A 21,676-nucleotide genomic window follows, 5' to 3' on the forward strand; every position below is an offset into this window, starting at 1 on the left:
GAGAGCGGCACCGGTTCGGGGGCCGGGCGGGAACCGTACGGTTCCCGCCGCGCACCGGTGCCGAGCGTGCCGGCGGCCCGCCCCGCGGACCGCGTCCTCACCCCCTGGAGGTAGCCGTGACCACCGCCGACGGATGGGGGGACGACGTCTACCAGCCCGACGGATCCGAGATCCGTGAGGACACGGGGCTGCTCGACGCGGAGGACACGCTGGAGTCCGACGGCGTCAGCGATCCCCTGGACCGTGGCTGGTCCCCGCCCGAGCGGCCGTGGGCGGTGGAACACACCGGGGTGACCGCGGCGGAGCGCCGCCGGGGCGAGACCCTGGACCAGCGGCTCGCCGAGGAACTGCCCGAACCGGCTGTCCCCGACGGGGACGACATCGGCGACTGCCAGGGCAGCGACGGAGAACTCCTGGACAACGAGGTCGGCGATCTGCGCTCCGGCCGGCTCGTGGCCCCGAACGAGGGGGCGCACGAGGACGACGAGAACGGCCTCGTCGCGACCGACATCGGCATCGACGGCGCCGGGGCCTCCGCCGAGGAGGCCGCGATGCACATCGTCGACGAGGACACCGCCTACGGCTGAGCCCGCCCGCCCCTGCCCGCCCGCCCCGTCCTTCGAGGAGCCGCCATGCAGCAGGACAAGCACCCCGACTACCACGCCGTGGTCTTCCGCGACCGCGCCGCCGGATACGCCTTCCTGACCCGGTCCACCGCCACCAGCGACCAGACGATCGAGTGGGACGACGGCCAGACCTACCCGGTGGTCGACGTGGAGATCTCCTCCGAGAGCCACCCCTTCTACACCGGGAAGGCCCGCACGGTGGACTCCGAGGGCCGCGTCGCCGCGTTCGAGCGCCGCTACGGGAGTGGCTCGGGACAGGCGGGCTGACCCTCGGAGGCCGAATGACCGCTGGGTCAGATCACGTTCAGGGCGGCCGCGCAGCCTATGCCGCCGAGCACCATGAACACCGGCATGAGCACCTTGAGCTCGACCCAGCTGCCGGCGCGGAACCGCATCACCTTCGGCGGGCCGATCGGGTACCAGCGCCTGCGGCCGATCGGGATGGGCCACAGGACCGGGCAGCCGGAGACGGTCAGCGCGTCCCCGATGTCGTGCACCAGTGCCCCGAGCACCACCGGCAGCCCCAGCCACAGGTACTCCTGGCCGGGCTGGGTGAACAGCCAGTCCGAGCCGTTGCCCGGCTTGTCCAGGACGCCGGCCAGGATCCAGGCGCTGGTCGCCGCCAGCAGCCACACCAGGATGTCGCTGCTGGAGCCGCGCGCCGCCCGCCACAGCAGGCCCTCGATCGCCAGCACCATGTGCGCGAAGAGGATCGCCAGCACCGCCCAGCGGCCGCCGAGTATCGCCGCGGCCGAGCAGCTCCCGCCGATCAGCGCCGCCCACACCCAGGTGTGCGTCAGCGTCCGGTGCCCGCCGTTGCGGCGCGGGTCGCCCGCCATCCGGGTCGCCTTGTAGACGGCGTAGGAGAGCTTGTCCACGATCTCGCAGACCCAGCGCGACAGCGGTCCGAAGGCCCGTGAGATGGTCGCCGCCTTGTGGTCGAGGTCCGGGGCGAGCGCGGCGCCGGCGCAGATCAGTGCCCCCACCAGGAGCACCGGCCAGGGCATCGTATGCCCCGTCGCTGCCGCCGCGGCTCCTACGCCGAGCCAGGCGGCGGCTCCCGACAGTGAGTGTGCTGGTCCCATCATGGCCGTTCCCCGCCCCATTCCTCGTATACCGCTGTCCAGTTGACCGGGTGCGTTGACGCTCCGTCGGCGACACAGCGTAGCGGCCATGATCTTCGTGCTCGAAGCCGATTCCCCCCTGGGCGGGTGGGCCAGGCAAGATGGGGGCGTGACCCTCATCGATCAGCTGCCGCCGACCGCCGACCCCGACGCCCTGTACGAAGCCTTCGAGGCCTGGGCCCAGGAGCGCGGTCTCACGCTCTACCCCCACCAGGAGGAGGCGCTGATCGAGGCGGTCTCCGGGGCGAACGTGATCGTGTCGACGCCGACCGGCTCCGGCAAGAGCATGATCGCCGCGGGTGCGCACTTCGCCGCGCTGGCCCGGGACGAGGTCACCTTCTACACGGCCCCGATCAAGGCGCTGGTGTCGGAGAAGTTCTTCGAGCTGTGCAAGCTCTTCGGCACCGAGAACGTCGGCATGCTCACCGGCGACGCCTCCGTGAACTCCGACGCGCCCGTCATCTGCTGCACCGCCGAGGTGCTCGCCTCCATCGCGCTGCGCGACGGGAAACAGGCGGACGTCGGCCAGGTCGTCATGGACGAGTTCCACTTCTACGCGGAGGGCGACCGCGGCTGGGCCTGGCAGATCCCGCTCCTCGAACTGCCCCAGGCGCAGTTCATCCTCATGTCGGCCACCCTCGGCGACGTCTCCTTCTTCGAGAAGGACCTCACCCGCCGCACCGGCCGCCCCACCGCCGTGGTCCGCTCGGCGACCCGCCCGGTACCGCTCTCCTACGAGTACCAGCTCACCCCGATGACCGAGACGCTCACCGAGCTCCTGGAGAGCAGGCAGGCGCCGGTGTACATCGTGCACTTCACGCAGGCGCAGGCGGTGGAGCGGGCGCAGGCGCTGATGAGCATCAACATGTCCTCGAAGGAGGAGAAGGAGCAGATCGCCGAGCTGATCGGCAACTTCCGCTTCACCACCAAGTTCGGCCAGAACCTCTCCCGGTACGTCCGGCACGGCATCGGCGTGCACCACGCCGGCATGCTCCCCAAGTACCGGCGCCTGGTGGAGAAGCTCGCGCAGGCCGGTCTGCTGAAGGTCATCTGCGGCACCGACACCCTGGGCGTGGGCGTCAACGTGCCCATCCGCACGGTGCTGTTCACCGCCCTCACCAAGTACGACGGCAACCGGGTGCGCACCCTGCGCGCCCGCGAGTTCCACCAGATCGCCGGCCGCGCGGGCCGGGCCGGGTTCGACACGGCCGGTCTGGTCGTCGCGCAGGCCCCCGAGCACGTCATCGAGAACGAGAAGGCGCTGGCCAAGGCGGGCGACGACCCGAAGAAGCGGCGCAAGGTGGTGCGCAAGAAGGCGCCGGAGGGCTTCGTCGGCTGGACGGAGACCACGTTCGAGAAGCTGATCGCGTCCGAGCCGGAGCCGCTGACCTCGCGGTTCCGCGTGACCCACACGATGCTGCTGTCGGTGATCGCCCGCCCGGGCAACGCCTTCGAGGCGATGCGCCACCTTCTGGAGGACAACCACGAGCCGCGCAAGCAGCAGCTGCGGCACATCCGCCGGGCGATCGCGATCTACCGTTCGCTGCTCGACGGCGGCATCGTCGAGAAGCTCGACGAGCCCGACGCCACCGGCCGTATCGTCCGGCTCACGGTCGACCTCCAGCAGGACTTCGCGCTCAACCAGCCGCTGTCCACGTTCGCCCTCGCCGCGTTCGAACTCCTCGACCCCGAATCGCCTTCGTACGCCCTCGACATGGTGTCCGTCGTGGAGTCCACCCTGGACGACCCGCGCCAGATCCTGGCCGCCCAGATGAACAAGGCGAAGGGCGAGGCCGTGGCCGCGATGAAGGCGGACGGCGTCGAGTACGAGGAGCGCATGGAGCGCCTCCAGGACATCACCTACCCGAAGCCCCTGGAAGAGCTGCTCTTCCACGCATACAACACCTACCGCAAGAGCCACCCCTGGGTCGGCGACCATCCGCTGTCGCCGAAGTCGGTCATCCGGGACATGTACGAACGGGCGCTGACCTTCACCGAGTTGGTGTCGCTCTACGAGCTGGCCCGCACCGAGGGCATTGTGCTGCGCTACCTCGCGAGCGCGTACAAGGCCCTCGACCACAACATCCCGGACGACCTGAAGTCCGAGGACCTGCAGGACCTGATCGAGTGGCTGGGCGAGACGGTCCGCCAGGTCGACTCCAGCCTGCTGGACGAGTGGGAGCAGCTCGCCAACCCGGAGGAGATGACGGCCGAGGAGGCCCAGGAGAAGGCCGACGAGGTCAAGCCGGTCACCGCCAACGCGCGCGCCTTCCGGGTCCTGGTGCGCAACGCGATGTTCCGGCGCGTGGAACTCGCCGCCCTCGACCGGGTGGACGAACTGGGCGAGATGGACGCGGACTCCGGCTGGGACGCCGACGCCTGGGGCGAGGCGATGGACAAGTACTGGGACGAGTACGAGGACCTGGGCACCGGCCCGGACGCCCGTGGCCCCAAGCTGCTGGTGATCCAGGAGGAGCCGCAGAACGCGCTGTGGCGTGTCCGCCAGATCTTCGACGACCCGAACGACGACCACGACTGGGGCATCAGCGCGGAGATCGACCTGACGGCCTCCGACGCCGAGGGCCGCGCGGTCGTCCGCGTCACCGATGTCGGCCAGCTTTGAGCACAGGCCCCGGAACAGGTTCGAGTACAGGCCCCAGCGCAGGAGAATCCAACCCATGACCAACCCGGCCGAGAGACTGGTCGACCTGCTCGACCTGGAGCAGATCGAGGTCAACATCTTCCGCGGCCGCAGCCCCCAGGAGTCCCTCCAGCGGGTCTTCGGCGGCCAGGTGGCCGGCCAGGCGCTGGTCGCCGCCAGCCGCACCACGGAGGGCGACCGGCCGGTGCACTCGCTGCACGCGTACTTCCTGCGCCCGGGCCGGCCGGGCGTGCCGATCGTGTACCAGGTCGAACGGGTCCGGGACGGGCGGTCGTTCACGACGCGCCGGGTCACCGCCGTGCAGCAGGGCCGCACGATCTTCAATCTGACCGCCTCCTTCCACAAGCCTGAGGTGGGAGCTTTCGAGCACCAGCTGCCGCCCTTTCGCGAGGTGCCGCACCCGGAGTCGCTGCCGACGCTCGCCGAGGAGATCCGCAAGCATCTGGGCGAGCTGCCGGAGCAGTTGGAGCGGATGGCGCGCCGTCAGCCCTTCGACATCCGCTACGTCGACCGGCTGCGCTGGAACCCCGAGGAGATAGCGGGCGCCGAGCCGCGCAGCGCGGTGTGGATGCGCGCGGTCGGCCCGCTGGGCGACGATCCGCTGGTGCACACCTGCGCGCTGACCTACGCCAGCGACATGACCCTCCTGGACGCGGTCCGGGTCCCCGTCGAACCGCTGTGGGGGCCGCGGAACTTCGACATCGCCTCGCTGGACCACGCCATGTGGTTCCACCGGCCGTTCCGCGCGGACGAGTGGTTCCTGTACGAGCAGGAGTCCCCCATCGCCACGGGCGGTCTGGGCCTGGCCCGCGGGCGGGTCTACGACCTCGACGGGCGGCTGCTGGTGTCGGTCGTCCAGGAGGGGCTGTTCCGCGCGCTGTAGCGGACGCGGCCGGGGCCGCCGGTCAGTCCGGGCCGCCGGTCAGTGGGCGGGCCGTGGGTTTCTGCGCAGCAGCCAGCCGCGCAGGCCCCGGGAGAGGGCCGACCGGTCGGAGGCGGGGTGCCGGGACGGTGCGGCAGGGCGGGGCACCGGCCGGTGTGTGCGGGCTCGCGCGACTTCCCGTGCCAGGTCGTGCCTGAACCAGTCGACCTCGTCCGGGTCGGCCGCCGTCATGAGCTCTTCGGCGAGCTGCGCGGCCGGCGAGCCCGGTGCGCCGTGGGCTGGCGGTGCCGGCCGCAAGGCCGCCACATGGGCGCGCTCGTGAGGGTCCGTGAGCATGTCGTCGATCTCACCGGGGTCCAGGAAGCCGGCCACCACACCGGCCCGCTCCCACGGCCCGTCCGCCTGCCGCAGCAGGAAACCACAGTGGCGTCCGCGCCAGTTGCGGGCCCGCTGGTCCGCGCCCGCCCTCAGCCGGTCGCTCAGCTCAGCGGGCGTACGGCCGGTGAGCAGCCGCGTGTTCTTCTCGTCGGCCGCGAACTGCCCCAGCTCCTCGGCCAGGTAGAGCCAGACCACGGCCCGGTAGCGGTTCGGGTACCACCTCACCGGAGTCACCAGGCCGAGTTTCGCCACGCGGGTGAACCTGCCCGCCGGGATCCCCATCAGGGCCGCGCCCTCGGTCGTCCCCACGACCTGCACGCTCTCGCGGAGGGCCGCGGCCCGGCCCTGGAGCCGGTCGATCTCGGTCCGTGGGACGCGGCGGCCTCCGCCGCCTCCCTCGTCGGGTACGGTCCGGATCCGTCCGAGGTGTACCGCGAGATCGAACTCACCTCGCCTGAGGCCCAGTTCTCGGGCGGCGCGGCTGGGCGCGCAGGTGAGCGGGCGGGACTGGGTCAGGGTGGTGCCGGACATGGTCGTACTCCCCCGTGGAGTGGGTGGCTCGCGCCCGGTGCGCTCGCCGTGGAAAAGACCGTAGCCGTTTCGGCGAGACTCGTGGCGGGCCTGTGGATAACTCCACGGCAGGGCATGAATCCGCAGGTCAGAGGTCTATCACCGAGGAGCGCTCCGGTTGCCGGGCGTCCACTGCGAGGTGTTCGCCGACGCGGTTGACCAGCAGGGTCATCTCGTAGGCGATCTGTCCGATGTCGGCCTCCGCGCCGCTGAGCACGCACAGGCAGCTGCCGGTTCCGGCCGCGGTGACGAACAGGACCGCCTCGTCGTACTCGATCATCGTCTGGCGGACCTGGCCCGCGCCGAAGTGGCGTCCGGAGCCCTTGGCGAGGCTGTGCAGCCCGGAGGCGACGGCCGCCAGATGCTCCGCGTCCTCCCTGCGTAGGCCTGTGCTCGCTCCCGTGACCAGTCCGTCGTTCGACAGGACCAGCGCGTGCCGTACGTGCTCCACGCGCTCGGTCAGGTCGTCGAGCAGCCAGCCGAGTCCCTGGTTCTGCGCCATGTCTTAGCGTCTCCCCGTGTAGCGTCTCCCCCTGGCGGGAGGATCTCCCCGCCAGCCTTCCCCACCACCGGCGTCCGGGCAAGGAGGATGGGGACATGGCAGAGAAGATGACCGACGAGGAATGGCGGGCGTTCGTCTCGCACGGCACCCGCACCGGCAAACTGTCCACCGTCAACGCCGATGGCAGCCCGCATGTGGCCCCCATCTGGTTCCTGCTGGACGGGGACGAGCTGGTCTTCAACACCGGCAAGGACACCGTGAAAGGGCGCAATCTCGCCCGTGACGGGCGTGTCGCCCTCTGTGTGGACGACGACCGGCCGCCCTTCCACTTCGTGGTGCTGAACGGGCGTGCCCGGCTGTCGGAGGACCTGGGCGAACTCCGTGACTCGGCCACCCGGATCTCGGCTCGCTACATGGGGGCGGAGCGCGCGGAGGAGTTCGGTGCCCGCAACGGCGTTCCCGGCGAGCTGCTGGTCCGGGTCACCGTGGAGAAGGTTGTGGCGCTCAAGGACCTCACGGGCTGAGGCTCAGCCCACCGAGTCGAGGAGCCGGGCGGTGTGCATCCGTCCGGCGTACTCGACGAGCCGGATCAGCACCTCCTTGCCGGAGTCCCGGTCCCGGGCGTCGCACAGAACCACGGGCGTGCCCTGGTCCAGGTCGAGGGCGCGGGAGACGTCGTGGGCGCCGTAGCTCCGGGCACCGGTGAAGCAGTTGACGGCGACGACGAACGGGATGTGCCGGTGCTCGAAGTAGTCGACGGCCGGGAAGCAGTCCTCCAGGCGGCGGGTGTCGGCGAGGACGACGGCGCCGAGCGCTCCCTGCGAGAGCTCGTCCCAGAGGAACCAGAAGCGGTCCTGGCCCGGGGTGCCGAAGAGGTACAGGGAGAGGCCGGAGCGGATGGTGATGCGGCCGAAGTCCATGGCGACGGTGGTGGTGACCTTCTGGTCCACGCCGTCCGTGTCGTCCACCAGCTGGCCCGCTTCGCTGAGCATTTCCTCGGTGCGCAGCGGCCGGATCTCGCTGACGGCGCCGACCAGGGTGGTCTTTCCGACGCCGAAGCCGCCGGCGACCAATATCTTGAGCGCCATGGCCGACGCGTCGTCGGCGGTGGACTCGGAGTGCTCGGAGACCATGATCACTTCTCTCGGGAGGGCTCTCGGGAGGGTCTGGAGGTCCGGGAGGACCTGCTGCGGTGGACGTCGGGACACCCGCGGCGCGGCACGGGATGGTGTGAAGCCAGCATCATGGCAACTGCAGCCTCGTCGCGGGCGGTTGGACCGGAACGCGTCTGTTCTGACCGGCTCGCGCCCGGTTGGTTCCGGATGCTCATCTACAGTGCCCGCAATCCCTCGATGACCTCGCGCAGAATCCGTTCGTCGGGCAGCTGGGCCGGTGGCACCGGGCGGCTCACCGTGACCCGGCCCAGTTCCAGCAGGTCGCCCAGGAGCACCCGGACCACACCCACGGGGAGGTCGGCGCCGGCGGCCAGTTCGGCGACGGACTGCGTCTCCAGCCGGCACAGGTCGACCAGCGCGCGGTGTTCGGGGCCGAGCGCGGTGTCGTCGTCGGCACCGGCCGCGCCCGGGTCGAGCGTGACCAGGGCGATCAGGTCGAACTTCACGCCGGTGGGGCCGGGTCTGGTGCGGCCCCCGGTCATGGCGTAGGGGCGGACCAGGGGCCCGGCCTCGCTGTCGTACCACTGGCTGCCCGGCTCGCGCGGGGCATCGGTCGTGTACTCGGTCATCGGTGGCGGTCTTCCGGCTCAGCCGGCGGCGGGCGGCCGGGCGGCGACGCGCGGCGCGGTGTAGAGGTGCTCGCCCACGCGTTTGACCAGGCGGGCCATCTCGTAGGCGACCAGGCCGATGTCGGCGGTCGCGTCGGTGAGCAGGGCGAGGCAGGAGCCGTCGCCCGCGGCAGCCACGAAGAGGAAGGCGTCGTCCATCTCGACCATGGTCTGGCGCACGCCGCCCGCCCCGAAGTGCCGCCCGGCGCCCTTGGCGAGGCTGTTGAAACCGGAGGCCACGGCCGCGAGGTGCTCGGCGTCCTCGCGTTTGAGGCCGGTCGAGGCGCCGACGGCGAGGCCGTCGTTGGACAGCACAACGGCGTGGCGGACCTCCGTGACGCGCAGCACCAGGTCGTCGAGGAGCCAGTCGAGTTCGCCGGAGTGCCGGTCTGCCCTCGTGCTCGGGTCCTGGATCATGGGCGGTCTCCTTCGGTGCTGTCGGTGCCCTCTTCGGCTTCCGGCCCGGCTCCGCGGCCGGGCTGTCTGCCACCGCCGCGCGCCCAGCCGTCGCGGTAGGCGGTCATGCGGTCACGGACGAGTTCGGGGGTGCGCTCGTCCCCGCCGCGGGCGGGCGCGGGCCCCTCGGTTCGGGGATCGCGCAGTTGGGGGGCGAGGCTCGCCTGCCGTACCCGGCGTGGCAGGTCGTCGTCGGAGGGCTCGGAGTCGGGCGGTGGGCGGTGCGGCCTCAAGGTGGTGACTCCGGGGGGCGGGGGTTCGGGCGCGGTGCGCGGTGCGGCGGTGTGGGTGGCGGCGAGGGAGGGCCGGCCGGTGGGGGCGGGCTCCGGGAGAGCGGCGCCGGGCACGCGTGCGTAGGTGCGTGCCGGTGCCTGTTCGGTGTCGGCCGCCGGGCGGATGGAACGTTCCGCCGAGCCGCCGTGCAGCAGGGCCTTCGGCAGCAGGACCACCGCGGTGGTGCCGCCGTACGGGGACGTGCGCAGATGCACCTTGATGCCGTGGCGGGCCGCGAGCCTGCTGACCACGAAGAGACCGAGCCGGTCGCTGTCGAACAGGTCGAGGGTCTCGGACTGCTCGATGCGCCGGTTGGCCTCGGCGAGGGTCTCCTGGCCCATGCCGAGCCCGCGGTCCTCGACCTCCAGGGCGTAGCCGTTGCCGACGGGCTCTCCGATGATGCGCACGCGTGTGTGCGGCGGCGAGAACTGGGCGGCGTTCTCCACGACCTCGGCGAGCAGGTGCGTGAGGTCGGCGACGGCCGCGCCGATGACGGCCGCCTCGGGGAGCTGTCGTACCTCCACGCGCGCGTAGTCCTCGACTTCGGACACGGCGGCCCGTACGACGTTGGTGAGGGACACGGGCATCCGCCAGGCCCGGCCGGGGGCGGCTCCGGAGAGGATGATCAGGCTCTCCGCGTGGCGGCGCATCCGGGTGGTGAGGTGGTCGAGCCGGAAGAGGTCGCTCAGTTCGCCGGGGTCGTCGGAGCGGCGTTCCATGCTGTCCAGCAGGCTCAGCTGGCGGTGGACCAGGATCTGGCTGCGGCGGGCGAGGTTGACGAAGACTCCCGAGATGCCGCTGGCGAGTTCGGCGCGCTCCACGGCGGCTCGCAGGGCGGCACGGTGCACGGTGGCGAGGGCCTCGGCGACCTGTCCGGTCTCGTCCTCCGCGGGTGGTCCCGGGGGCGCCTCCGCGCGCACGTCGATCTCCTCGCCGGCCCGCAGTCTGCGCATCGCCTCGGGGAGTTTGCGGCGGGCGATCTCCAGGGCGCTGTTGCGCAGGCTCACCAGCTCGACCACGAGGCCGCGCCCGATCCGAACGGAGATGACGAGCGAGGCGACCACGGCGAGCAGACCGAGCAGGACGGCGGCGCCGGCCGGGGTGAGCAGGCCGCGTGCGAACGGATCGGCCCGGCCTGCCACCGCGTGCGCCGTGCCGGCCTGGATGTTCCGCATGCCGTCCTGCACGCGTGTGTGCGCAGTGTTCCAGGTGGCTTCCGGGACCGCGCCGACCGCCTTGGCTCCGGGTGAGCTCGCGAGGATCCTGTCCTCGGCGGCGCTCAGCGCGGTGTAGTCGTCGCCGTCGGCCAGCCGGTGCCAGGCGGTGCGCTGGGCCCCGGGCAGATCGGCGACGGCCGCGTCGGTGAGGACGCGGCGGGTGTCGACAGCGCCGGTGAACAGCCGCAGTCGCTCGCCGTCGAGGCCACCGGCCAGCCGGGCGCCGCCGAGGACCGCGTCCTCCTGGGCCAGCGTCTCGCCAGCGCGGGAGAATTCGAGCAGCACGCGCGCGTCGGAGCCCATGTCGTCGGCCTGGATGCCGGTGAGGGCGCCGTCCACGGCGAAGGCCGAGGCGATGGCCTGTGTGTACTGCCCGTAGGCCGCGTCCCAGCCCGCGCCGCGGTTCTGCACCGCTCGCCGCAGCGTGCGCAGCTGCTCGGCGCCGGTGACGAAGGCCTTCAGCCGCTGGGCCACACCGGAGGGCAGTTCCTCGCTGTCGGCGACGGTGCTGTCCTTGCCGAGCCGTAGTGCGGCCACGGCCTGATCGGTACGGGCGCCGAGCCTCTTGAGGTCGGCGGTCTGTTCGGCGGCGGGATCGGTGGCGTACCGGACCGCGGCGGCCCGCTCGGCCTGGAGCGCGGTGACGGCGGCGGCGACCGGGGTGCGCAGCGCGGCGTCGACGCGCTGGGACTGGCGCAGCCGGGAGACGTCCTGTGCCGTGGTGACCGTGGCGTACGCCCACAGGGCGAGCAGGGACATGACCGGCACCATGAGCAGGCAGACGACCTTGGCCCGCACGGTCCGTGGGCGGAGCCGCCAGCCTCCGGGGCGCGTGGGCCCGTCGTCCGCCGTGGTGCCGACGAGGTCGTCGGCCGGTTCGTCGGCGGGTGGTCCGGCGTGCGCGCGGCGGCCGCGCGGCGGCTGCGCTGACGGTGTCTCCGGGCCTGCTGTGGGGGTCCTACGGGGTGTACGCATGGCCTCCTCGCTCGGGAAAGGTGGGTCGGTGCCGGGTCAGCGTGCGGCGCCCGTGACGGGCTGCTGGGCCGAGGCGGACGCCTCGCGCTCCCCGGCCGTGGGCGAAAGCGCCACGAAGGCCGAGGTGAGGAACAGATAGGACCCGAGGCCGACGGCGAGGGGGAAGATGAACTGCATCGCCGTGGCCCCGGGCAAGGAGCTGCCGGAGGGCGTGACGTGCACGCTGACCGCGAACATCCCGGTGTAGTGCATGCTGCTGACGGCTGCTCCCATGACCAGGGAGGCGGCGGTGACCGCGACGGGCGACCTGATGTTGAGCGCCGCCCACAGGGCCGCGGTCGCGGCGACCACGGCGATGAGGACGGAGAGCCCGACGAGCATCGGGTCGTAGCGCACGGCGCCGTGCAGCCGGACGGCAGCCATGCCGAGGTAGTGCATGCTGGCGACGCCCAGCCCGGTGGTGAGTCCGCCCAGCAGGAGCGCCCGGTTGCGGTCGCGGCTGTAGCCGACGGCGAAGACGCCGGCGCTGACGACGACCACGGCGACAAACAGGCTGAGGATCGTCAGCGGTACGTCGTAGCGGATGTCGGTGCCGCTGACGCTGAAGCCGAGCATGGCCACGAAGTGCATGGTCCAGATGCCGGTGCCGAGCGCGGAGGCCGCGGTGAGCAGCCAGTTGCGGCGCGAACGGCCGGTGCTGCCGAGCGCGCGGACGGTGCAGCGCAGCCCCAGTGCGGCGCCTATGCAGGCCATGACGTACGACAGCGCGGGGGTCAGCCAGCCGAAGGTGGCGTGGTCCAGATGTCCCATGGCTCAGGGACGCTAGGGGGCACGGGCGCACAAAGGGGGCGCATTTCGAAAGGTGCTGCAATATGACTCAGAGATGTGCCGGAACGATCGCGTCCCGCTCGAACGTGCGCGCAGGATCGTCCTCCGTGACGGTGAGGGACCATACGGACCATGAGCGATGACCACACACATGTCCGGGAGTTCTTCTCCGCGCGGGCGGCCGGCTGGGACGACAAATTTCCCGACGACGGTCCCGCGTATGCGGCCGCGGTCGCCGATCTGAGGCTGCGCGCGGGCGACCGCGTGCTCGACGCGGGGTGCGGCACCGGGCGCGCCCTGCCGCCGCTGCGCCGGGCCGTGGGGCCCACCGGCGCGGTCCTCGGGATGGATCTCACCCCGGCGATGCTCCAGGCCGCCCGGCGGGCCGGCCGGGACCGTGACGGGCGGTTGCTGCTGGCCGACGTCGCCGCGCTGCCGATGCGGTCGGAGTCCCTCGACGCCGTGTTCGCCGCGGGTCTGATCGCCCATCTGCCCCGCCCGGCGGAGAACCTGCGGGAGTTGGCGCGCGTGGTCCGCCCCGGCGGCTCCCTGGCCCTGTTCCACCCCATCGGCCGGTCCGCCCTGGCAGCGCGCCAGGGCCGGCAGATCACGCCGGACGACCTGCGCGCCGAGGGCAACCTCGGCCCGCTGCTGACCGGTTCGGGCTGGCGTCTGACGTCGTACGTGGACGAGGACGCCCGGTTCCTGGCGCTGGCGGTCCGCGGACGTTAGCCGGCGACCGCCGCGGCGAAGGCGTCGGCACGGTCGAACATGACGTTGTGCACGGCGCCCGGCACCGTCACCACGCGCACCCCCGACGCCTCCAGGGCTTCCCGCCCTGCGAGTTCGCCGCTGAGTTCACCCTGAAGGCAGACGCGCTCGATCGTCAGCCCTTCCAGGAGCATGCGCATGACGGGATCAGAACCGTGCCGGAGGCCCACGGCGCTCCGGTGCAGTGCCCGCGGGTCGGCCAGCCGCCGGGGCCGGGTGAGTCGCCAGGGCGGTGCCCTCTTCTGTTGCCGGAGCTTCAACTCTAGGTTCGACAGAGGAAGGCAGAAGTTCGCAGGCGACAGCCGACAGGGGGAAGGGGCCCGCGTGTTCGACCGCATCCGCAGGTACGCAGGCAGATTTCGAGACGCCGAGGGCACGGAGGTGCCGGAGCGGCGCACGAGCCGTGAGCGGCGTGCGCACAACTTGTTCGAGGCCGCGGCCGTCTATGTCGCGGCCCGGGCGGAGGACGACCAGGACCGGATCGAGGAGGCGACGACCTGGGTGTCGCCGGAGGCGCTGTCGTTCGGGGTGAGCGAGCTGGCGTGCCGGGCCGTGGTAGCTCTCGCCCGGGAGCGCGACGAGTCGCCGGCAACGGTGGCTCGCGACCTGCTCGGACTGCCCGTGGCCTGACCCCTCGGTACCGCTTGGATCGTCGCTCTTCCGCGGCTCCGAGGTCGTTTCGTCCGGTCCCGGTGGAAAACTGCAGCTCGCGTGTGGAGGCCGCTCGTGACAACGGCCTTCCCGTCGCACTAAGGTGCGCGCCGTTGGACGAACCACTGGGGAGGCAGGGATGGCCGGGACCGACGAGGAGGCCGTCGCCGCGGACGAGGCACTGTACGTGCTCACGGCGGTGCTGCTGACGCCGGCGAAGTTTCCGAGTGTGCTGGGCGACGACTATCCGGAGGCATGCGCGGCGCTGGCGCTGGCACCGCGCGCCGACGGGTACGGCCTGGTGCTCGGCCAGGACGGCGAAGGGGCGCGCTGGACGGTCGTCATCGACGACGTCTCGCTGGTCGCCGTCGCCATCGCGTCCTGGGACTGCGGCATGGAGTACGACCTGTCGCCGGACGAACGCACGGTGGTCGCCGCCCTGCCCGGCTGGCCGCTGGCGGTCGCCGTGGCGGCTCCCAACGTGCCCGCGCCGCACGACCCCGGCCCGGAGGTGGCGGACCAGGCCCCGCTGACCCCGCCGGACACCAGCACCTGGGGTCCCGCGCAGCGGCGGCTGGGCGCGGACGAGATCGCCCTCCAGTGGGCGATCTGGCGGGAACAGATCGGCGACGACCACTTCCCGGCGCCGGCGGCCGATCCCTCAGAGCCCTCCGGGGAGGCCTCTGAGGACGCCGAGGCGGCCCCGAAGGGTCACGCCGGAGTCCGGCGGATCCTGGCCGAGGCGTGGGCCTACGTGGACACGCCTCCGCCGCTGGGCCGGGTCCGCTCCTCGTTCGCCCCGGGCGACGCCCGTACGCTGCGCGCCGACGGGCCCGGCTGGTCGCTGGTGGCCCGCACCGACGACATCGCCTTCGTGCTCCTCGACGAGGAACCCGGTGAGGTCCTGCCGGTCGGCCGGGGCCCGGAGCTCCCCGGCCTCCTGGAAGCCCTCGACAAGATGGCCGTACGGCCCCTGTGAGCCCTCCCGGTCCGCATCCCGCCGCAGGTACGGCGGGTCATGCGGCCCCGGGCGGGCGGCTCAGCGGCCGATCTCCTTGCGCGTGACCCGGCGCAGCCTGCGCCGCTGCGAGGGGTCGAGCGCGAGGTACGCGGCCACCGGGACGCCCACCACAATCAGGAACGTCACCCACCAGGGCAGCCATATCAGCAGGATGAGCCCGACCGCCACACCCCCTGCGGCGATCTTCGCGTTCTTCGACATCAGCGTCGCCTCCTTCGCGGCCGTTGCCGCTCTCTGATCTGAAAACGGGCGCGCGCTGCCCGCGGTTCCGGACCGCGACCCTGAGACATCCCTGACGTGCGACCCCTACTGGCCCCTGAGTACCGACGAGTACCGAGTCGAACAGATTGTGAAGCAGTCCTGCTCTCAGCGTAACCACTCGCGACCGGTTGCCGCGCCGGACGTTCAGGGGCGACTCGGCCTGCGGAAAACCCCGCTGAAATCCCTGCGGAAATCCCTACCCGCACAGGCCGGTTGGCCGGATGGCCGGTGGCTGCGGGGATTCGTACGGTCACGGTATGAAGCGAATGAGCAGGATACTGGTGATTTCGGCGGTGTCGGCCGCACTGGCGGCGAGCAGCGCGACGGCCGTGGTCGCGCAGGGACAGGGCGCGACGGCGGCTGCCGTCGTCGCCCCGGTGGGGACACACGCGTCGCGGGGCACGGTGGTGTCCGTGGAGCACCTGCGGACGCTGACCGCCCGGCAGGTCGCGGCCGAGCTGACGGGGGACGAGGCGGGCGCCTGGGGCGCCGGCGCCGTGCGCTACGGCCTGGACACCTTCCGGATCGTGTACCGCACGGTGGATCCGCACGGCCGGCCCATCACCGCCAGCGGGTTGCTGGCCCTGCCGCGCAGTGGCGAACGGCGGTTGCGGGCGGTGTCGTTCACGCACGGCACCGAGTTGTCCAAGGGTGACGTCGCCTCCGTCTCGGCCGACGTCTGGGGCCAGGCACCCGCCCTTACCCATGCGTCCGCAGGGTTCGCCGCGGTGCTCCCCGACTACCTCGGACTGGGCCTGGGCCCCGGCCCCCACCCCTGGATGGACGTGCCCTCGGAGACGACGGCGGCCCTGGACATGCTGCGGGCGTCCCGCACCGTCGCGGCGCGCAAGGGCCGGGAGTTGCGCCGTGGGGTGCTGGTCACCGGCTTCTCGCAGGGTGCCTCGGCGGCCCTGGGTCTGGCCCGGTCGCTGCAGCAGGGGGCCGACGGCTGGTTCCGGCTCCGCGCGGTGGCACCCGTCAGCGGCGCCTACGCGTTCCGGGACGCGGCGCTGCCGGCGCTGCTGGCCGGGCGGATGGACCCGAAGGCGAGCGTGATCTACACGGCGCTGTTCCTGGTCGCCTTCAACCGCCTGCACCACCTGTACGACACGCCGGCCCAGGTGTTCCGGGCGCCGTACGACCGCACGATCGAGGGCCTGCTGGACGGCACGCACACCGGTCAGGAGGTCGTGGCCGGCACCCCGGACTCCCTCGACGCGCTGCTCACCGCACGGGGCCGGGCGATGCTGGCCCACCCCACCGGGCGGCTGGCGGCGGCTCTGCGCGTCACGGACAGCGTGTGCACCGACTGGGCGCCGCGGGCTCCCCTCAGGCTCTACTACGCCGACGGGGACGAACAGGCCGTCAACGCGAACACGGCGTACTGCCACGCCGCTCTGCGCGCCCATGGCGTCGACGCCCCGCTGGTCGACCTCGGCACCCCGGACTACGACGGCTCCCGCCATCTCGGTTCCCAGCAGGCGGCAACCGCGGCCGTGGTGCGGTGGTTCCGGACGCTGCGGTAGGCGCACCGGAGCGGAGGGTCCGGGAGCCGCCGGGAGGCGGGTGCGGGCTGCGGAATCCGACGGTCCGTCGCCGAGGGGCCGAAATCCGGTGATCCGCCGAGTGGCGGTCGCCCTCCGTTCACCGACCGGTTGAGCGATGTTCCTCCGGAGGCCCAACTCTGGCCGCTGCCAACGATTTTGCCATCAGGAGGCCCGATGTCCCCGCACGCCACCGGCAGACGCCGCGTCCACCGTTCCGTCACGGCGGGTCTGCCCCTGGCTCTCGCCGCCGCCCTCGTGGCGGCGGGCACGGCCGAGGCCTCGCCGTCCGGCGACGCGCACGTCACCCGCACCGCCACCCTCGGCGACATCCCGCTCGGCGCCTTCAGCAACGCGCTGCTCCCGGGCAGCGTGGACAACGACCGGGGTGTGGACCTCGGCGGCATCGGCAGCGACATCTACCCGGCCGGCCGCAAGGGCGAGTACTGGACGGTCACCGACCGCGGCCCCAACGGCCAGATCAAGGTGGACGGCAAGAAGCGCCGGACCTTCCCGGTGCCCGGGTTCGACCCGGCGATCGTGAAGATCCGCGTCTCCGGCGACGCCGTCGAGGTGATCGACGCGATCCCGATCACCACGTCCTCCGGCAAGGCCGTGACCGGGCTGTCCAACCAGGCGAGCCGGGACGAGGCGCCGTACTCCTACGACGCGAAGACCGCGCTGTCGTACAACCCGAACGGGCTCGACACCGAGGGCATCGTGCGCGCCGCGGACGGCACCTTCTGGCTCGTCGACGAGTACGGCCCGTCGCTGGTCCACGTCTCCGCGCGCGGGAAGGTGCTCACCCGGTACGTGCCCAAGGGGCTGAACCTCACCGGCACCGACTACCCGGTGGTCGAGGCCCTGCCGTCCGTCTTCCTGCACCGGAAGACCAACCGCGGCTTCGAGGGGCTGGCCCTGTTGCCCGACGGGGACCTCGTGCTGGCCCTGCAGAGCCCGCTCTCCCTGCCCGACGGAGACGCCGGGGACGCCTCTCGCACGACCCGTCTGCTGCGCTTCTCGCCGCGGAAGAAGGCGGTCACCGCCGAGTACGCCTACCGGTTCGACCCGGTGAACGTGGTGGACCCGAGCGAGGACGACACCTCCGAGCTGAAGATCTCGTCGATCGTGGCCGCAGGCGGCGACCGGCTGCTGGTCGAGGAGCGCACGGACAGGGCGGCGCGGCTGGAGGAGGTGAAGCTGGACCGCAGGTCGGACATCCTCGGCGGTGCCTACGACGACGACACCACGTCCCCGTCGCTGGAGCAGCTGGACGACCCGGCCGCCGCCGGTGTCCCGGTGCTCGGCAAGCGGCTTGTGGTCGACCTGAACACGGTGACCGGGGTACCGCTGAAGATCGAGGGCATCGCGCGCGTGGACCATGACACGCTCGCCCTGATCAACGACAACGACTTCGGGATGACCGACGGCGCGGGCGCGTTCGACGCGCAGGGCCGCCTCGTCGACAGCGGCATCGAGACGACCCTGGTGTACGTGCGGCTGCCCAAGGGGCTGTGACCCAAGGAACTGTGGCCCAATGGGCGGTCCCCGAGGAGTCGTGGCTACCCCAGCAGTGAGGGCAGCAGGGAGTCCAGGTCGCTCGGCAGCTCGCCGGGCAGCTCCGAGGGCCATTGCGAGGGGAGTTCGCTCGGCAGGCTCGACGGCAGGCTGCTGGGCAGCTCGGTCGGCAGGCCGAACGAGGGCCGGGCCGAGCCGGACGTGCTGGGACTGCTCTCGGCGGGCTTCTTGTCGGTCGAACCGTCGCCGCCGGACGCCATCAGCACGACGGCGGCGACGGCCACCGCGGCCACCAGCAGGACCAGGACGGCGAACAGCGGGCCCCTGCGCCGCCGGGGCGGCTTCGGCGGCCGTGGTGGCATCCAGCCGACGGCGGTGGGCGGGTCCTGGCCGCCGGGCGGGGCACCGAAACCGGTATGCGGGGGCAGGTCGGACACGTCGTCCGGCGGCGGGCCGAAACCCCCGCCGGAGGGCGTCCCGAAGCCGTCGCCCGGGGGCGGTCCGAAACCCCCGTGCGCAGGCGGGTCGTAGCCTCCGCCGGGAGGCGGAGTGCCATCCGGCGGGCCGGGCGGTCGAGGCGGTACGGGCGGCATGGCCATACCGCCAAGAGTCACCGCGTTCCGGCCATCGCGCGAGCCGCACACCGGAGTTGACACGGACTCATGTCACGGACCGCATGATTCCGGAGCATTTCCGGTGAGAACCGGCCGTGCGTGCACGGAAGACGACACGCGCGTGCGGGCGTCCGTTTCGAATCAGCCCGCACGCACGCGTGCGCGTTCAGCCCCGGGCACCCAGCAGGTGGTCCATCGCCAGCTGGTCGAGCCGCTCGAAGGCCATCCCGTGTGCGGCGGTCGCGTCCGCGTCGAACTCCTCGAAGGCCGTGCGGTCGGCGAGGAGCGACTGGAGACCGTCCGCGGCGGTCGGCAGGGCAAGCTGGTCCAGACGGGAGGCGCGCAGGGCCTCCTGGACCTCCGGGTCCGAACGGAAGGCGGCCGCGCGCTCCTTGAGGATCAGGTAGTTGCGCATGCAGCCGGCGGCCGACGCCCATACGCCGTCGAGGTCCTCGGTCCGCGGCGGCTTGAAGTCGAAGTGCTTCGGGCCCGCGTAGCCGGCGCTCTCCAGGAGGTCGACCAGCCAGAAGGCGGCACGCAGGTCGCCGGCGCCGAAGCGCAGGTCCTGGTCGTACTTGATGCCGGACTGGCCGTTGAGGTCGATATGGAAGAGCTTGCCCGCCCACAGGGCCTGCGCGATGCCGTGCGGGAAGTTCAGGCCGGCCATCTGCTCGTGGCCCACCTCGGGGTTGACGCCGTACAGCTCGGGGCGCTCCAGGCGCTCGATGAACGCGAGGGCGTGGCCGACGGTGGGGAGCAGGATGTCGCCGCGCGGCTCGTTCGGCTTGGGCTCGATGGCGAAGCGCAGGTCGTAGCCCTGGGAGGTGACGTACTCGCCGAGGAGGTCGAAGGCCTCCTTCATGCGGTCGAGGGCGACCCGCACGTCCTTGGCGGCGCCGGACTCGGCGCCCTCGCGGCCGCCCCAGGCGACGTACGTCTCGGCGCCCAGTTCGACGGCCAGGTCGATGTTGCGGATGGTCTTGCGCAGCGCGTAGCGGCGCACCTCACGGTCGTTCGCGGTGAACGCGCCGTCCTTGAAGACCGGGTGGGTGAAGAGGTTGGTGGTGGCCATCGGCACCTTCATGCCGGTCGCGTCGAGGGCCTGGCGGAAGCGCTTGATGTGCGATTCGCGCTCGGTGTCCGAGGACCCGAAGGGAATCAGGTCGTCGTCGTGGAACGTCACACCGTGGGCGCCCAGTTCGGACAGGCGCTGGACCGTCTCGACGGGGTCGAGGGCGCGGCGGGTGGCGTCGCCGAACGGGTCCCTTCCCTGCCAGCCGACGGTCCACAGGCCGAAGGTGAACCTGTCCTCGGGGGTGGGCTGGAAGCTCATGCCGCGGCTCCTTGCTCGGGGGCTGTGCTCGATGACTGCGGTGGATGACGGGTGGATGACTGTCGTGCCGACTATTTCGTCATCGCGGTTTACAAATTAGTATGCCGACGCGTCCCTGGGAAGGGTCACCCTGTCCCCCAAGGACGAAAACCGGGTCGCGACACCCCGACGAACCGGGAAAACTGCAGGTCAGATAAACCGCGAGCCGCGGAAAAAGGGAGAGCCCGATGTCAGCAGCCGAGGGTCCGCTCGTCGTCGGCGTGGACACGTCCACCCAGTCCACCAAGGCGCTGGTCGTCGACGCCTCCACCGGCGAGGTGGTGGCGAGCGGCCAGGCGCCGCACACCGTGACCACCGGGGCGGGCCGGGAGAGTGATCCGCGCCAGTGGTGGGACGCGCAGTGCGAGGCACTGCGCCAGTGCGGGGACGCCGCGCACGAGGCGGCGGCCGTGTCGATCGGCGGGCAGCAGCACGGTCTGGTCACGCTGGACGAGCGCGGCGAACCGGTGCGGCCCGCGCTGCTGTGGAACGACGTGCGTTCGGCGCCCCAGGCACAGCGGCTGATCGAGGAGCTGGGCGGCCCGAAGGCCTGGGCGGAGCGCACCGGAAGTGTGCCGGGCGCGTCGTTCACCGTCACCAAGTGGGCCTGGCTGGCGGAGCACGAGCCGGAGGCGGTCCGCGCGACCAGGGCCGTGCGGCTCCCCCACGACTACCTCACCGAGCGGCTGACCGGGCAGGGCACGACCGACCGCGGCGACGCCTCCGGCACCGGCTGGTGGGCGTCGGCGACCGAGGCGTACGACGAGGAGACCCTCGCGCACGTGGGCCTGGACCCGGCGTTCCTGCCCCGGGTGGTCCGCCCCGGCGAGGTCGCCGGCACCGTGCGGGACAGTCACGACCTGCCCTTCTCCAAGGGCACCCTGGTGGCGCCCGGCACCGGTGACAACGCGGCGGCCGCGCTGGGGCTCGGACTGCGCCCGGGCACCCCCGTGCTGAGCCTGGGCACCTCGGGCACGGTGTACGCCGTCTCCAAGCACCGGCCCGCCGACCCGACCGGCACGGTGGCGGGCTTCGCCGACGCGCACGGCGACTGGCTGCCGCTCGCCTGCACCCTGAACTGCACCCTCGCGGTCGACCGGGTCGCAGCGCTGCTCGGCCTGGACCGCGAGGCGGTCGAGCCCGGCACCTCGGTGACCCTGCTGCCGTACCTGGACGGCGAGCGCACCCCCAACCTGCCCCACGCCTCCGGGCTGCTGCACGGTCTGCGCCACGACACCACCGCGGGCCAGCTCCTGCAGGCCGCCTACGACGGCGCCGTGCACGCCCTGCTGGGCGCCCTGGACCTGGTGCTCGACGAGGACGCCGACCGGACCACCCCGTTGCTGCTGATCGGCGGCGGCGCCCGGGGCCGGGCCTGGCAGGAGACGGTACGGCGGCTTTCGGGCCGGCCGGTGCAGGTGCCCGAGGCGAAGGAGCTGGTCGCCCTCGGGGCCGCCGCGCAGGCGGCCGGGCTGCTCACCGGCGAGGACCCGGCGGCGGTGGCACGGCGCTGGAACACGGCCGCGGGGCCGGTGCTGGACGCGGTGGAACGGGACGCGGCGACGCTGGCCAGGATCTCCGGGGTACTCTCCGACGCGGCCCCGCTGCTGGAGCGGGCGCCGGAGAACCGCTGACCGCGCGGCAGGC

At 72.3% G+C, this 21,676-nt stretch carries 22 protein-coding genes and 1 pseudogene; 11 read left to right on the forward strand and 12 right to left on the reverse strand.

What is annotated here, in order from left to right:
• Nucleotides 1-116: 116 nt before the first annotated feature.
• Both ACFWPS_RS21175 and ACFWPS_RS21180 read left to right on the forward strand, forming a co-directional pair.
• Nucleotides 117-587, forward strand: coding sequence for a DUF5709 domain-containing protein (locus ACFWPS_RS21175; RefSeq protein WP_383707289.1), 471 nt, complete (start codon nt 117-119; stop codon nt 585-587).
• 45 nt (nt 588-632) lie between these two features.
• The gene (locus ACFWPS_RS21180) at nt 633-893 is read left to right on the forward strand and encodes a type B 50S ribosomal protein L31 (RefSeq protein ID WP_089106448.1); all 261 of its coding nucleotides are present in this window, start codon (nt 633-635) and stop codon (nt 891-893) included.
• Nucleotides 894-919: 26 nt separating this feature from the next.
• On the opposite strand, the gene ACFWPS_RS21185 is transcribed toward ACFWPS_RS21180, so the two are convergent.
• Nucleotides 920-1,714 (reverse strand): metal-dependent hydrolase, encoded by a 795-nt coding sequence (locus ACFWPS_RS21185; RefSeq protein ID WP_383707291.1) that lies wholly within the window; start codon nt 1,712-1,714, stop codon nt 920-922.
• 145 nt (nt 1,715-1,859) lie between these two features.
• On the opposite strand from ACFWPS_RS21185, the gene ACFWPS_RS21190 reads away from it, so the two are divergent.
• Nucleotides 1,860-4,373, forward strand: coding sequence for a DEAD/DEAH box helicase (locus ACFWPS_RS21190; RefSeq protein WP_383707293.1), 2,514 nt, complete (start codon nt 1,860-1,862; stop codon nt 4,371-4,373).
• 55 nt (nt 4,374-4,428) lie between these two features.
• A complete protein-coding gene (locus tag ACFWPS_RS21195; protein WP_383707295.1) occupies nt 4,429-5,295 on the forward strand; it encodes an acyl-CoA thioesterase in 867 nt (288 codons plus the stop codon).
• Between the two features lie 39 nt (nt 5,296-5,334).
• Here the strand turns inward: ACFWPS_RS21195 and ACFWPS_RS21200 are convergent, their stop codons facing one another.
• Together ACFWPS_RS21200 and ACFWPS_RS21205 are read right to left on the reverse strand one after the other, a co-directional pair.
• Nucleotides 5,335-6,204: a DUF6397 family protein gene (locus ACFWPS_RS21200; protein ID WP_383707297.1), complete on the reverse strand. Its 870-nt coding sequence runs from the start codon at nt 6,202-6,204 to the stop codon at nt 5,335-5,337.
• Between the two features lie 127 nt (nt 6,205-6,331).
• Nucleotides 6,332-6,745, reverse strand: coding sequence for a roadblock/LC7 domain-containing protein (locus ACFWPS_RS21205; protein WP_383707299.1), 414 nt, complete (start codon nt 6,743-6,745; stop codon nt 6,332-6,334).
• A gap of 95 nt (nt 6,746-6,840) precedes the next feature.
• Between ACFWPS_RS21205 and ACFWPS_RS21210 the strand changes: the two genes are divergently transcribed.
• Entirely contained in the window at nt 6,841-7,269 is a 429-nt protein-coding gene (locus ACFWPS_RS21210; RefSeq protein WP_089106442.1) for a PPOX class F420-dependent oxidoreductase, read from the forward strand.
• Nucleotides 7,270-7,272: 3 nt separating this feature from the next.
• On the opposite strand, the gene ACFWPS_RS21215 is transcribed toward ACFWPS_RS21210, so the two are convergent.
• From ACFWPS_RS21215 to ACFWPS_RS21235, 5 genes are all read right to left on the reverse strand, one after another.
• On the reverse strand, nt 7,273-7,878 hold the full coding sequence (locus tag ACFWPS_RS21215; protein WP_361281122.1) for an ATP/GTP-binding protein: 606 nt from the start codon (nt 7,876-7,878) through the stop codon (nt 7,273-7,275).
• A 197-nt stretch (nt 7,879-8,075) separates the two neighbouring features.
• Nucleotides 8,076-8,489: a DUF742 domain-containing protein gene (locus tag ACFWPS_RS21220; protein ID WP_383707301.1), complete on the reverse strand. Its 414-nt coding sequence runs from the start codon at nt 8,487-8,489 to the stop codon at nt 8,076-8,078.
• Nucleotides 8,490-8,507: 18 nt separating this feature from the next.
• Nucleotides 8,508-8,945: a roadblock/LC7 domain-containing protein gene (locus ACFWPS_RS21225; protein ID WP_383707303.1), complete on the reverse strand. Its 438-nt coding sequence runs from the start codon at nt 8,943-8,945 to the stop codon at nt 8,508-8,510.
• The gene (locus ACFWPS_RS21230) at nt 8,942-11,449 is read right to left on the reverse strand and encodes a nitrate- and nitrite sensing domain-containing protein (RefSeq protein ID WP_383707305.1); all 2,508 of its coding nucleotides are present in this window, start codon (nt 11,447-11,449) and stop codon (nt 8,942-8,944) included. The genes ACFWPS_RS21225 and ACFWPS_RS21230 overlap by 4 nt, the downstream gene beginning before the upstream one ends.
• 36 nt (nt 11,450-11,485) lie before the next feature.
• On the reverse strand, nt 11,486-12,259 hold the full coding sequence (locus ACFWPS_RS21235; protein WP_383707307.1) for an MHYT domain-containing protein: 774 nt from the start codon (nt 12,257-12,259) through the stop codon (nt 11,486-11,488).
• A gap of 150 nt (nt 12,260-12,409) precedes the next feature.
• On the opposite strand from ACFWPS_RS21235, the gene ACFWPS_RS21240 reads away from it, so the two are divergent.
• Nucleotides 12,410-13,009: a class I SAM-dependent methyltransferase gene (locus ACFWPS_RS21240; RefSeq protein WP_383707309.1), complete on the forward strand. Its 600-nt coding sequence runs from the start codon at nt 12,410-12,412 to the stop codon at nt 13,007-13,009.
• On the opposite strand, the pseudogene ACFWPS_RS21245 reads toward ACFWPS_RS21240, so the two are convergent.
• Nucleotides 13,006-13,257 (reverse strand): annotated as a pseudogene (locus ACFWPS_RS21245) (alpha/beta hydrolase); the annotation flags it as partial. The gene ACFWPS_RS21240 and the pseudogene ACFWPS_RS21245 sit on opposite strands and share 4 nt — an antisense overlap.
• A 115-nt stretch (nt 13,258-13,372) precedes the next feature.
• On the opposite strand from ACFWPS_RS21245, the gene ACFWPS_RS21250 reads away from it, so the two are divergent.
• Together ACFWPS_RS21250 and ACFWPS_RS21255 are read left to right on the forward strand one after the other, a co-directional pair.
• Nucleotides 13,373-13,678, forward strand: coding sequence for a hypothetical protein (locus tag ACFWPS_RS21250; protein ID WP_383707311.1), 306 nt, complete (start codon nt 13,373-13,375; stop codon nt 13,676-13,678).
• Nucleotides 13,679-13,838: 160 nt separating this feature from the next.
• On the forward strand, nt 13,839-14,678 hold the full coding sequence (locus ACFWPS_RS21255) for a hypothetical protein (protein WP_383707313.1): 840 nt from the start codon (nt 13,839-13,841) through the stop codon (nt 14,676-14,678).
• A gap of 60 nt (nt 14,679-14,738) precedes the next feature.
• Here the strand turns inward: ACFWPS_RS21255 and ACFWPS_RS21260 are convergent, their stop codons facing one another.
• Nucleotides 14,739-14,921, reverse strand: coding sequence for a hypothetical protein (locus ACFWPS_RS21260; RefSeq protein WP_089106542.1), 183 nt, complete (start codon nt 14,919-14,921; stop codon nt 14,739-14,741).
• A 326-nt stretch (nt 14,922-15,247) separates the two neighbouring features.
• Between ACFWPS_RS21260 and ACFWPS_RS21265 the strand changes: the two genes are divergently transcribed.
• Entirely contained in the window at nt 15,248-16,507 is a 1,260-nt protein-coding gene (locus ACFWPS_RS21265) for a lipase (protein ID WP_383707315.1), read from the forward strand.
• Nucleotides 16,508-16,702: 195 nt separating this feature from the next.
• The gene (locus ACFWPS_RS21270; RefSeq protein WP_383707317.1) at nt 16,703-18,043 is read left to right on the forward strand and encodes an esterase-like activity of phytase family protein; all 1,341 of its coding nucleotides are present in this window, start codon (nt 16,703-16,705) and stop codon (nt 18,041-18,043) included.
• 44 nt (nt 18,044-18,087) lie between these two features.
• Here ACFWPS_RS21270 and ACFWPS_RS21275 read toward each other — a convergent pair whose 3' ends face one another.
• Entirely contained in the window at nt 18,088-18,480 is a 393-nt protein-coding gene (locus ACFWPS_RS21275; RefSeq protein WP_383707319.1) for a hypothetical protein, read from the reverse strand.
• 343 nt (nt 18,481-18,823) lie between these two features.
• Nucleotides 18,824-19,990 (reverse strand): xylose isomerase, encoded by a 1,167-nt coding sequence (gene xylA, locus ACFWPS_RS21280; protein WP_383707320.1) that lies wholly within the window; start codon nt 19,988-19,990, stop codon nt 18,824-18,826.
• A 227-nt stretch (nt 19,991-20,217) separates the two neighbouring features.
• On the opposite strand from xylA, the gene xylB reads away from it, so the two are divergent.
• On the forward strand, nt 20,218-21,663 hold the full coding sequence (gene xylB / locus ACFWPS_RS21285) for a xylulokinase (RefSeq protein WP_383707322.1): 1,446 nt from the start codon (nt 20,218-20,220) through the stop codon (nt 21,661-21,663).
• The last annotated feature ends 13 nt before the right edge of the window (nt 21,664-21,676 follow it).

Origin of the sequence: Streptomyces sp. NPDC058457 (assembly GCF_042720695.1) — a bacterium.
In the GTDB taxonomy this organism is placed as follows: domain Bacteria; phylum Actinomycetota; class Actinomycetes; order Streptomycetales; family Streptomycetaceae; genus Streptomyces.

Excerpts from the sequence above, each read along its gene's own strand:
- xylA (WP_383707320.1), bottom strand. The coding sequence starts at position 19,990 with ATGAGCTTCCAGCCCACCCCCGAGGACAGGTTCACCTTCGGCCTGTGG.
- ACFWPS_RS21180 (WP_089106448.1), top strand. The coding sequence starts at position 633 with ATGCAGCAGGACAAGCACCCCGACTACCACGCCGTGGTCTTCCGCGAC.
- ACFWPS_RS21215 (WP_361281122.1), bottom strand. The coding sequence starts at position 7,878 with ATGGTCTCCGAGCACTCCGAGTCCACCGCCGACGACGCGTCGGCCATG.
- ACFWPS_RS21270 (WP_383707317.1), top strand. The coding sequence starts at position 16,703 with ATGTCCCCGCACGCCACCGGCAGACGCCGCGTCCACCGTTCCGTCACG.
- ACFWPS_RS21185 (WP_383707291.1), bottom strand. The coding sequence starts at position 1,714 with ATGATGGGACCAGCACACTCACTGTCGGGAGCCGCCGCCTGGCTCGGC.
- ACFWPS_RS21255 (WP_383707313.1), top strand. The coding sequence starts at position 13,839 with ATGGCCGGGACCGACGAGGAGGCCGTCGCCGCGGACGAGGCACTGTAC.
- ACFWPS_RS21195 (WP_383707295.1), top strand. The coding sequence starts at position 4,429 with ATGACCAACCCGGCCGAGAGACTGGTCGACCTGCTCGACCTGGAGCAG.
- ACFWPS_RS21235 (WP_383707307.1), bottom strand. The coding sequence starts at position 12,259 with ATGGGACATCTGGACCACGCCACCTTCGGCTGGCTGACCCCCGCGCTG.
- ACFWPS_RS21265 (WP_383707315.1), top strand. The coding sequence starts at position 15,248 with ATGAGCAGGATACTGGTGATTTCGGCGGTGTCGGCCGCACTGGCGGCG.
- ACFWPS_RS21210 (WP_089106442.1), top strand. The coding sequence starts at position 6,841 with ATGGCAGAGAAGATGACCGACGAGGAATGGCGGGCGTTCGTCTCGCAC.
- xylB (WP_383707322.1), top strand. The coding sequence starts at position 20,218 with ATGTCAGCAGCCGAGGGTCCGCTCGTCGTCGGCGTGGACACGTCCACC.
- ACFWPS_RS21230 (WP_383707305.1), bottom strand. The coding sequence starts at position 11,449 with ATGCGTACACCCCGTAGGACCCCCACAGCAGGCCCGGAGACACCGTCA.
- ACFWPS_RS21240 (WP_383707309.1), top strand. The coding sequence starts at position 12,410 with ATGAGCGATGACCACACACATGTCCGGGAGTTCTTCTCCGCGCGGGCG.
- ACFWPS_RS21260 (WP_089106542.1), bottom strand. The coding sequence starts at position 14,921 with ATGTCGAAGAACGCGAAGATCGCCGCAGGGGGTGTGGCGGTCGGGCTC.
- ACFWPS_RS21220 (WP_383707301.1), bottom strand. The coding sequence starts at position 8,489 with ATGACCGAGTACACGACCGATGCCCCGCGCGAGCCGGGCAGCCAGTGG.
- ACFWPS_RS21225 (WP_383707303.1), bottom strand. The coding sequence starts at position 8,945 with ATGATCCAGGACCCGAGCACGAGGGCAGACCGGCACTCCGGCGAACTC.
- ACFWPS_RS21205 (WP_383707299.1), bottom strand. The coding sequence starts at position 6,745 with ATGGCGCAGAACCAGGGACTCGGCTGGCTGCTCGACGACCTGACCGAG.
- ACFWPS_RS21200 (WP_383707297.1), bottom strand. The coding sequence starts at position 6,204 with ATGTCCGGCACCACCCTGACCCAGTCCCGCCCGCTCACCTGCGCGCCC.